Origin of the sequence: Streptacidiphilus melanogenes (genome assembly GCF_000787835.1) — a bacterium.
In the GTDB taxonomy this organism is placed as follows: Bacteria; Actinomycetota; Actinomycetes; order Streptomycetales; family Streptomycetaceae; genus Streptacidiphilus; species Streptacidiphilus melanogenes.
In genome coordinates this window covers 375,760-383,928 of record NZ_BBPP01000004.1, presented here as the reverse complement: position 1 = coordinate 383,928, position 8,169 = coordinate 375,760, and the positions used below count along the sequence as shown (strand labels likewise).

The following is an 8,169-nucleotide window of genomic DNA, read 5'->3' as shown; positions in this document are numbered from 1 at the left end:
GGCGTGGGGCGGGGGGCGTCTTCTGCTCCGGTGCGGCGCTCCCGGCGGCCTGCTGCCGCGGGCCCGCGATGAGGTTGTTGGTGCCCTGGATCACCCGCTGCAGCAGGCCGGGCCGCGGCTCGGCCGCCGCCTGCTCCTGCTGCTGCTCGATCTCTTCGACCACCTCCCGGGCGACCTTCGGCGTCTGCTTCTCCCCGGTCCATTCCAGGAAGCTCCCGCAGGAGCCGCAGAAGACGTCGTCGTCGCGGTTGTGGAACCCGCAGGTACGACACACGATCATCGCTCGACGACCTCCAGTCGGTGCGGGACGTGCGCGGGCTTCTCCGCCACGAGCAACTCCTCCAGTGCCGCCACGTCGACGGACGTGCCCTCAGGAACGGTCACCCGCACGGTCAGCTGCGCCGTCGGATCGCCCGGCAGCGCGCTGCCCGGGGCGTGGGACCAGCTGACCCCGCCGCTGTCGACGAGCTCCACCTCGCCGTCGGTGACGAGTTCGACCAGGGCACGGAGGCCCTCGGCGGTGCCGCGCAGGCGGAACAGCGGGACGCACTGCGCCACCGCTCCGCGCTGCCGGTGCAGCGGCCAGTTCTCGTCGAGGACGGTGCCGAGCCAGCCGGCGAGCCAGCGGGTGAAGTCGGCGGGCGCCAACAGCGGGTCGGCGTAGGCGGGCAGGCAGTCCAGGGCCGAGATCGCCGGGGCGAGCACCTCGTCCAGGGCGCCGGTCCACCGCATGGCCAGCGGGTCGTCCTGGAAGACCGCGGGCAGCAGGCTGCCGATCGGGTAGGGGGTGTCCAGGCCCTCCACGGCTCGTCGCATCAGTGGGCCTCCACCCTGACCTGGTGCTCGTAGGAGAAGACCAGGCTGTTCACGTCGAGATCGATCCTGGCGGCCTCCTTGCCGCGCGCGCCGGTCACCGGATCGGCGGTGAACAGCCGTACGTCCTCGACCAGTTCGACGCCCTGCACCTGCTGGAGGCGGCCGAAGACCTCGCCGGTCTGCACCGGGCGGCCGAAGGGCCAGCCGGTGCCCTCGGGGCCGCCGCCCGGCAGCGGGCCCAGGTAGCGGTAGAGCGCGTCGAGGGCGTCCTCGCGCACCCGCTCGATGTTGACCCGGGGCCGGGCCACCAGGCGGGCGACCACGGTGACGCCGCGGTACAGCGGCGGCTCCAGCGCGACGCGCGTGCCCACGACCCGTGCCCGGTCCAGGCGGGCGGCGACGCGGCGCAGCGTCTGCTCCGGCGGGACGAGGTTCTCGAAGGCGATCCGCCCGTCCTCCATGGCCGCCGCGGGGACGATCAGCACCCGGACGCCGCCCGCCTCCCCCGCGTCGCGGCCCGCAGGGACGCAGCGCACGCGCGCGATCTCCGGCGCGGCCTCGCGGGCGAGGATCTCGTAGTCCTCGGCCGTGACGGCGCGGCTGCGGGTGCGCACCAGCAGCGGCCCGCGGCTCTTGGCCTCCTCCAGGGTCTCGCCGTCGACACCGCCGTGGGCCGGGCGCCGGTTCTCCACGGCGGCGATCGAGGGGACCGAGGACATCAGCCGGCGGATCGCGCCCGTGGGGACGTTGCCCCGCGCGCCGCCCCCGGTCGCGTAACCGCGGATGCGGACCTCGGCGCCCTTGTCGGGCGTGGCGCCGTACCGGCGCAGGGTTCCGTCGGGCTCGCGGACGGCGGGGCCGAACAGCACGAGCCCGGAGACGGCGTCGAGGACGAAGTGACGGTCGTCCGGGCCGCTGTCGGCGAAGTGCTCGACCTCGGTCCACTCCTGCCAGCCCTCCGTCGAGCTCGTCTCCACCACGGGCGGGCCGTAGCCGGCCAGCACAGGGCTGTGGCCGAGCGGGAACTGCTGGCCCGGCACGCCCTCGGCCTGGCCGAGGGTCTCCAGGGCGACCGCCTCGGCGTGCACGGCCTCGACGGTCCCGCCGATGGTGGCGGCGGTCAGCCCGTCGACGATCGGCGAGTGCGTGTAGGGGGGTTGGCCCTCCTCGGGTTCGACGACCCGGGCCCTGATCCACCCCGCGCGGTCGCCTCCGACGATGCCGGCGCGGTGGCCCGCAGGCACGTGCAGGACGATGGCGCCGGAGGTGTTCAGGCCCCCGGTCTCGTCCAGGCCGACCTCGCACTGCGTCCAGCCGTCGTCACCCGTCCAGGCCTCCCATGTCAGGGGCGGGTGTTCGGGGTTGACTCCGACGCCCTCGGCGCGGCCGCGGAAGCCGAGCCGGACGGCGCATCCGGGGACGGGCGCGGACAGGCCGACCAGGAGGGTGTCGCCGATCCGGGGGCGCTGCCGGAACACCGGGAACGGGCGGCCGTCGGCGAGCAGCCGGGAGCGGTCCGCGGTCTCGGCCGGGTCGGCGTTCCCGGCGGCGAATCCGGCGCTGTCGCCGTCGCGTGCGTCGTCGGACTCCGGTTCGACCGGGGTCCGGATCGTGGCCAGCGAGCAGGGCACCAGGTCCAGGTCCTCACGTGTGCAGAAGACGATCGACTCGGCGGTGGCGGTGCGCAGGGTGCCGACGCGGGTACCGGCGGCGACGGTCAGCGGGACGCGGGCGGGGCTGGAGAGCCAGAAGGTGACCGGTGCGCGCGCCGGGGTCGGCGGGAGCATGCGCAGGCCGATCAGGTTCAGGAAGGTCAGGTAGAGCCGGTCGGGTACCTGGTTGAGCCGGAACAGCAACTGGTCGGTCATGTGGGCGAAGGTCTCGATCAAGGTGACGCCCGGGTCGGAGACGTTGTGGTCCGTCCACTCCGGGCAGCGCTGCATCACCAGGCGCTTGGCCTCGTCGACCAGGTCCTGGAACCGCCGGTCGTCGAGGTTGGGGACCGGAAGGGGCATCAGTACTCGTCCTCCTCGTGCTCGGGGATGGTGTAGAAGGGGAACACGAGGTTGCGCGGGCTGTTGGCGCCGGGCACGACGTAGTGGATGTCGATGTAGAGCAGGCCGGGCCGCTCCGCGTCGGGGTACACCTGCACCTCGGCGACGTCGACGCGCGGCTCCCACTGCTCGATGGCGTCCCTGACCACGTCGGCGATCTCGGCGGCCTTGTGGACGCTCGCGCTGTCGAAGACGTAGTCGCGCAGCGTGCTGCCGAACCTCGGCCGCATCGGGCGCTCGCCGGGATAGGTCTCCAGGATCAGCCGCATGGCCTGCTCCAGTTTGGCGGTGCCCGACGCCATGGCCACCGCGCCGGAGGGCTCGATGGCGAACGGGAACGACCAGCCGGAGCCGACGAAGTCGGTCATCGCCGCGCTCACCCGCCCAGCGTGATCGACGGGGCGGAGACCGAGACGCTGCCGTCGCTCTTGATGGTGAGCGACGCCGCGGACGTCAGCGTCAGCGTGTCGCCGCCGTCGATGTTCACGCAGCCGCCGGGTCCCGTCTGGATGTTGACCGTCCCGGCCTGGCCGCACCTGATGGTGAGTTGTGCGTCCGGATCAGCGGGGGCGCAGGCGAGTTCCACCGCTCCGGCGACGGCGTCGATGGCGAGGCCGAACGTGCCGTCACCGCTGCCGAGGGTCAGCTGGGACGTCACCGGCTCCGGGCCCTCGCCCATCTCGTCGTGGAACACCAGCCCGCTGCCGGAGGCGGAGACGAAGCCGCGCCGCACGACGGAGCTGTCCGCGCCGCCCGGTCCGCGCTGGATGGCGTCGCCGCCCAGGCTGTAGGCACTGTCCTCGGTGACCAGTCCGCCCAGCACGTAGGGGCGGCGGGGATCGCCGAACTCGAACCCGACCAGCACCTGGTCGCCGACCTCGGGCAGGAACATCGCCCCGCTGCGCCGGCCCGCGCCGAACTGCACCACCGGCGCCCAGTCGGTGCGGGCGTCCGGCGACAGCCACGGCAGCGTCAACCGGACCCGGGCGTGGTCGTCGCCGATGTCGTCGACGACGGCGCAGACCAGGCCGGGGACGCGGATCGGTCCGGTGCCCGCGGAGGTCAGGCCGAGGAGCGAGCGGTCGTGGAGGCCGCCTGCGGCGAACTCGGTGTGGTAGCCGTGCTCCGCCAGGTCGAACACGTGCCGGGCGCGGGTCACCAGCCAGGTCCGGGGGAAGCGGCCCGCGATGCCCGTGACCGTGACGGCGCCGCCGCTGCGGATCGCGGGGTTGCCGACGGCGTCGCCCTCCGCCTCGGCGAAGGTCCCGCCGACAGAGGCGGCCAGGGCGGAGGCGGCGGCCTCGGCGTCCGCGACCGGCAGGGTGCCCACGACATGGGCGGTCGGGCTGGGGGCCGGGCCGCGGTCCTGACCGGGCGCCGGACGGTCCTCGTCGAGCGCGGCGTCCTCGAGCCCGCCGCCCTCCGGGCGGAAGAGGCCGGCGACCTCGGCAAGACCCCTGGGGCGCGCTGCTGAGACGCCGGCCGCACGCGTCGGGGCGGGCGGCGCGTCGGCCAGGGCGGCGCGCAGCGGGTCCCAGACCCGCACCTCGACGTCCGGTGTCAGGTTCCCGGCGCTGACGCGTGGTTCGAACCGCAGCAGCCCGCCGGGCATGGCCAGTTCGACGGCCGTCCCGTCCGTCCCGGCCGACACCGACGCGCCGGGGCGGAAGCGGAAGCGCCCGCCGTCCATGCCGACCTCGAAGCCGATCTCGGCGGCCCGCTGGGTCAGGAACTCCCAGTCGCTCTGGTTGCACTGCAGCACGTGCTCGTGGACGGTGCGCGTCGGGGTGATGTCGAGCTGCGTGAGCCCGGCCTCCTCCGCGATCCGCCGCGCGATGTCGGCGTCGGTGACGTTGTCGAACGACCGTGTCCTGCGCGCCCGTTGGAGCCGGTGGCAGAGGTCGTAGCCGCGGACCACGGTCCGTCCGACCGTGCCCTGGTAGTACCCCTCGACGGCGGTGACCTCCCCGACGACCAGGCGGTCCTCCTCTGCGGGACCGGCCCGCACCTCGACGCCCACGCCGATGTCGAGGCCGGCGTCGTCGAGCGCGGCCCCGGTCAGGTCCTCGAACGCCAGCGTGAACATCCCCGGCAGCAGCAGCTGCGTGTCGACCTCGACGCGCACCAGGCAGTCGGCGGCCGTGCCGGAGAGCCGGCCGGCCGGGCCCTGTCCGCCGGAGCCCGCGCCGACCAGGATCACCGGCCACACCGTCGCGCCCTGGACGTCCCACTGCGTCATCGTGCGTTCTCCTCGGCGCCCGGCAGGTACACCGACGTTCCCGGCCGCACCCGCAGCGGGTCCTGGAACCCGTTCGCCGTGGCGATGTCGCGCCAGCGACCGGGGCCCCCGTAGCAGCGCGTGGCCAGCTCCGGCAGGGTCTCGGCGCCGGTGAGCAGGTGGGTACGCCGCCCTGGCAGGCCGCCCGAGCTGGGGTTGGTCGGCTGCGTCGGGTTGGGGAAGGTCTGCAGGGTCAGGTCGACGCCCGCGCGCAGGGGCTTGCCGTTGGGGTCGAACCTGGAATAGGTGACCGTCACGTGGGTGAGCCGCACGAGGTAGCTCTGCGGGCCCCAACGGAACCTCAGGCGCGGCAGTTCGGCCCGCTTCGTCGACGGCGCGCCCTCGGCGACGGCCGCGAACCGGCTCCAGCCGAGCAGGCGGTTGCCGTCGCGGCCGACGTTCTCGCCCTCCAGCGTCAGCGCGCGCAGGGTGATCCGGGTGGTGGCCCGGGCCCGCTCCAGGACGTCGACGGCGGGCAGTTCGACGTCCCCTGCGAGGGCGTCGCGGGAGTCCGCGCCGTCCGCGGCCCTCCCCCGGCTCAGCGCGGCGGACGGCACGACCGGCGCGGTGTGCGAGAGCACGACCGTGGACGGGGTGTAGGCGAAGACGACCCCCGCGTCCCCTTGGTCGGCCGGCGCGAGGGACGCCACCCGCAGGTCCTGTGTGGTCTTCGAGGAGTCCTCGCCCAGCGCGGCCCCCTGACCGCCCCGGGACGCGGTCCTCGGCTCGGGGAGGTCGTTCTCCCCCCAGAAGCCCTCGTGCTCGAAGGTCAGCGTCTCGACCGCCACCTTGTTCTGGTCGGCGTCCAGCGCCGGGCCGCTCCACGAGACCGGGTAGGCGTTCGTCAGCACCCAGGAGGCGACCTGCGTGGCCTGCGCGTCGTACAGCGAGATCTCCACCGTCCCCGTCGGCTTCTTCGCGGCGCTCCGCCAGTCCGTGATCAGCCCGGCCAGCCATTTGCGCAGCTGCTGCGACGATCCCTTCTCCACCGCCCGCTCCAGCACCACCGGGGCGTAGGCCACCTGCGTCGGCAGCCCCCTGGCCGCGTTGCCGTCGGCGACCGCCTGGGTCCGGAAGTCGACCTTCAGCCCCTTGCACGAGGACCACGAGCCGAGCGTCTCCACGCCGTCGAAGCCGTGGACCTTGACGACGAAGCGCATGGCCAGGCCGTAGTTCCCGAAGGTGGCGGCCGGCTGCATGAGCGACGCCGCATGGGACGGCGCGGAGACCGCGACCGGGGCGAGGGCGAGGCCGAGCTGCTGGCCGCCTTGCCCGCCGGCCGAGGCGAAGGACGCGATGCTCACGGTCGAGGTGCCTTCCGATCTGGTGTTCCCGAGGTCAGGTGGTTGCGGGGGTCAGGACTTGTCGAGTGCCATGTCGTCGTCGAGGAAGCCGTTGTGAGCGAGCTTGAGCGTCTCGATCGCGGGTTTGGCCCCGGCGGCGTCGAAGGACTCGATGCCCCAGGCGATCGGGAAGAACTCGCTCAGACGCCAGGACACGAGCGGCACCCCGCCGAAGCCCAGGAGCTGGATGGTGCCGCTCTGCGGGCGCGGCGCCTTGGAGGTCTGGCTCAGCCAGCTCTGCACGATCCGCGAGCCCGGACCGGCCGACCGGCTGAGGGTGATCGGCTCGTACCGGGTGGTTCCCGGGAAGATCCAGCTGTGGTTGCCCTGGGACCCGACCCGGTGCTCGACCTGCTGCCAGGTCACCGACAGACCGGTCACCCGGGACCAGTCCCCGAAGTGGTACCGGTAGTTGTCGATCATCACGGCGAACCGATGGGTCATGCCCATCGTCAGGCTGTCGCCGAGGTTCTGGGCTTCTTCCGCCGCGCCGAGCAGCGGTCGCACTATGGCCATGGCTTCCTTCCCCTCCTCCGCCTACCTCGTCCATCCGAACGGATCCGTCTCGCGCAGCCGACCCGCGCGTTCCCGGTCGACGAGGAGTTCGCGGCGCAGCCGTCCGTGGATCGTCGGGTAGACCCGGGCCGCCAACTCCTCGATGTCGCCGGGATCGTCGAGGTCGAGCGGACGCCGCCCGCCGGCCTCACCGGGCCGGTCACGGTCCGCGAAGCGCTCCGGGGAGAGCGCTCCGTCGGACGCGGACGGAAGCTGCGCCTCCGTGGCCCGCACCGCCTGTGCGGCGGTTGGTGCGGCCTGCCGCACGCTGTCACGGGTGGCCGCGAGGCCGGGGGCGGCCACACCGGGACGTGCCACGTCGGTGGGAGCGGCGGCGACCACCGGCGCGCGCGGCGGCTCCGGGGTGCCCGCCACGTCCTTCGCCCGCTGTACGCCCCCTCCGGCCTGCACGGGCCAACCGTCCGCGAGCCAGGGCGCGTTCCACGACGCGGCGGCAGGCACCCCGCTCTCCGTCGGGGCGGGAGCCATGCCGCCCTGCGCGGGGGCGGGATCGAGGCCGCGGGCCCAGCGCTCGGCCGCCACCGCCTGGGCCTCCAGGGCGGCCCCGGCGGCGGAGTCCTCGCCGGGCAGGGCGGAGCCGAGGGCGCGCTGCTGCGCGGCGTGGGTGAGCTCGTGGGCGAGCAGGCCGCGCCCGACCGGCTGGTCGAGCGGGCCCGCGTCGGCAGGCAGGAACACCTCGCCGTCCCGGGTGAACGCGTGCGCGCCCAGGGCGTGTGCGGCCACCGAGGCCCCGGGGCCGCGGTGGACCGGCACGTCGGAGACGTCCACGCCGAAGGTCCGGCGCATCGCGTCGGCGAGGTCGGGCAGCGGCTTTTGCGGTGCGACCGCCGGCTCGACCGGCGGAGGCGGCGGCTCGACCAGCGACGGAAGCGGCGACGGAGGCGGCGACGGTGGCTCCGCAGGGTCGCGGTCCGGCCGGGAGGCGGCCTGCGGGTGCGTCAGCGGCGGCTGCGCGGGCGATGCCTTGCGCGTGGCCGCGGGCAGCAGCGGGGGTGCGACGGGCGCGTTCGGGGTGGGCGCGGACCGGTGGCTGAGCGGCGCGGTCGTCCGGGCCGCTCGTTCGCCGGGCACAAAACGGTAGACGGGAGGGACGGCAGGGACC

General features: G+C 74.4%; 8 protein-coding genes. All 8 read right to left on the bottom strand.

The window, feature by feature from the left end; genetic code table 11:
• A partial coding sequence (locus TR49_RS07420; protein ID WP_042378381.1) for a zinc-ribbon domain-containing protein occupies window positions 1-280 on the bottom strand: 280 nt, incomplete at its 3' end.
• Window positions 277-816 (bottom strand): phage tail protein, encoded by a 540-nt coding sequence (locus TR49_RS07415; RefSeq protein WP_201776158.1) that lies wholly within the window; start codon window positions 814-816, stop codon window positions 277-279. The genes TR49_RS07415 and TR49_RS07420, both read right to left, overlap by 4 nt.
• Entirely contained in the window at window positions 816-2,831 is a 2,016-nt protein-coding gene (locus tag TR49_RS07410; RefSeq protein WP_042378380.1) for a putative baseplate assembly protein, read from the bottom strand. Before TR49_RS07410 ends, TR49_RS07415 begins: the two co-directional genes overlap by 1 nt.
• The gene (locus tag TR49_RS07405) at window positions 2,831-3,250 is read right to left on the bottom strand and encodes a GPW/gp25 family protein (protein ID WP_369405296.1); all 420 of its coding nucleotides are present in this window, start codon (window positions 3,248-3,250) and stop codon (window positions 2,831-2,833) included. Before TR49_RS07405 ends, TR49_RS07410 begins: the two co-directional genes overlap by 1 nt.
• Window positions 3,247-5,109, bottom strand: a complete 1,863-nt coding sequence (locus TR49_RS39710) for a phage baseplate assembly protein V (RefSeq protein WP_052434077.1) — start codon at window positions 5,107-5,109, stop codon at window positions 3,247-3,249. Before TR49_RS39710 ends, TR49_RS07405 begins: the two co-directional genes overlap by 4 nt.
• Window positions 5,106-6,452 (bottom strand): phage tail protein, encoded by a 1,347-nt coding sequence (locus tag TR49_RS39705; protein ID WP_052434076.1) that lies wholly within the window; start codon window positions 6,450-6,452, stop codon window positions 5,106-5,108. Before TR49_RS39705 ends, TR49_RS39710 begins: the two co-directional genes overlap by 4 nt.
• Before the next feature lie 51 nt (window positions 6,453-6,503).
• On the bottom strand, window positions 6,504-7,007 hold the full coding sequence (locus TR49_RS07390; RefSeq protein WP_084724638.1) for a phage tail protein: 504 nt from the start codon (window positions 7,005-7,007) through the stop codon (window positions 6,504-6,506).
• A gap of 21 nt (window positions 7,008-7,028) precedes the next feature.
• On the bottom strand, window positions 7,029-8,169 hold a 1,141-nt coding region (locus TR49_RS41210; protein WP_236653254.1), incomplete at its 5' end, for an eCIS core domain-containing protein.

Bases quoted from the DNA above. Each gene is read 5' to 3' on its own strand.
- TR49_RS39710 (WP_052434077.1), bottom strand. From the start codon at position 5,109: ATGACGCAGTGGGACGTCCAGGGCGCGACGGTGTGGCCGGTGATCCTG.
- TR49_RS07415 (WP_201776158.1), bottom strand. From the start codon at position 816: ATGCGACGAGCCGTGGAGGGCCTGGACACCCCCTACCCGATCGGCAGC.
- TR49_RS07410 (WP_042378380.1), bottom strand. From the start codon at position 2,831: ATGCCCCTTCCGGTCCCCAACCTCGACGACCGGCGGTTCCAGGACCTG.
- TR49_RS07390 (WP_084724638.1), bottom strand. From the start codon at position 7,007: ATGGCCATAGTGCGACCGCTGCTCGGCGCGGCGGAAGAAGCCCAGAAC.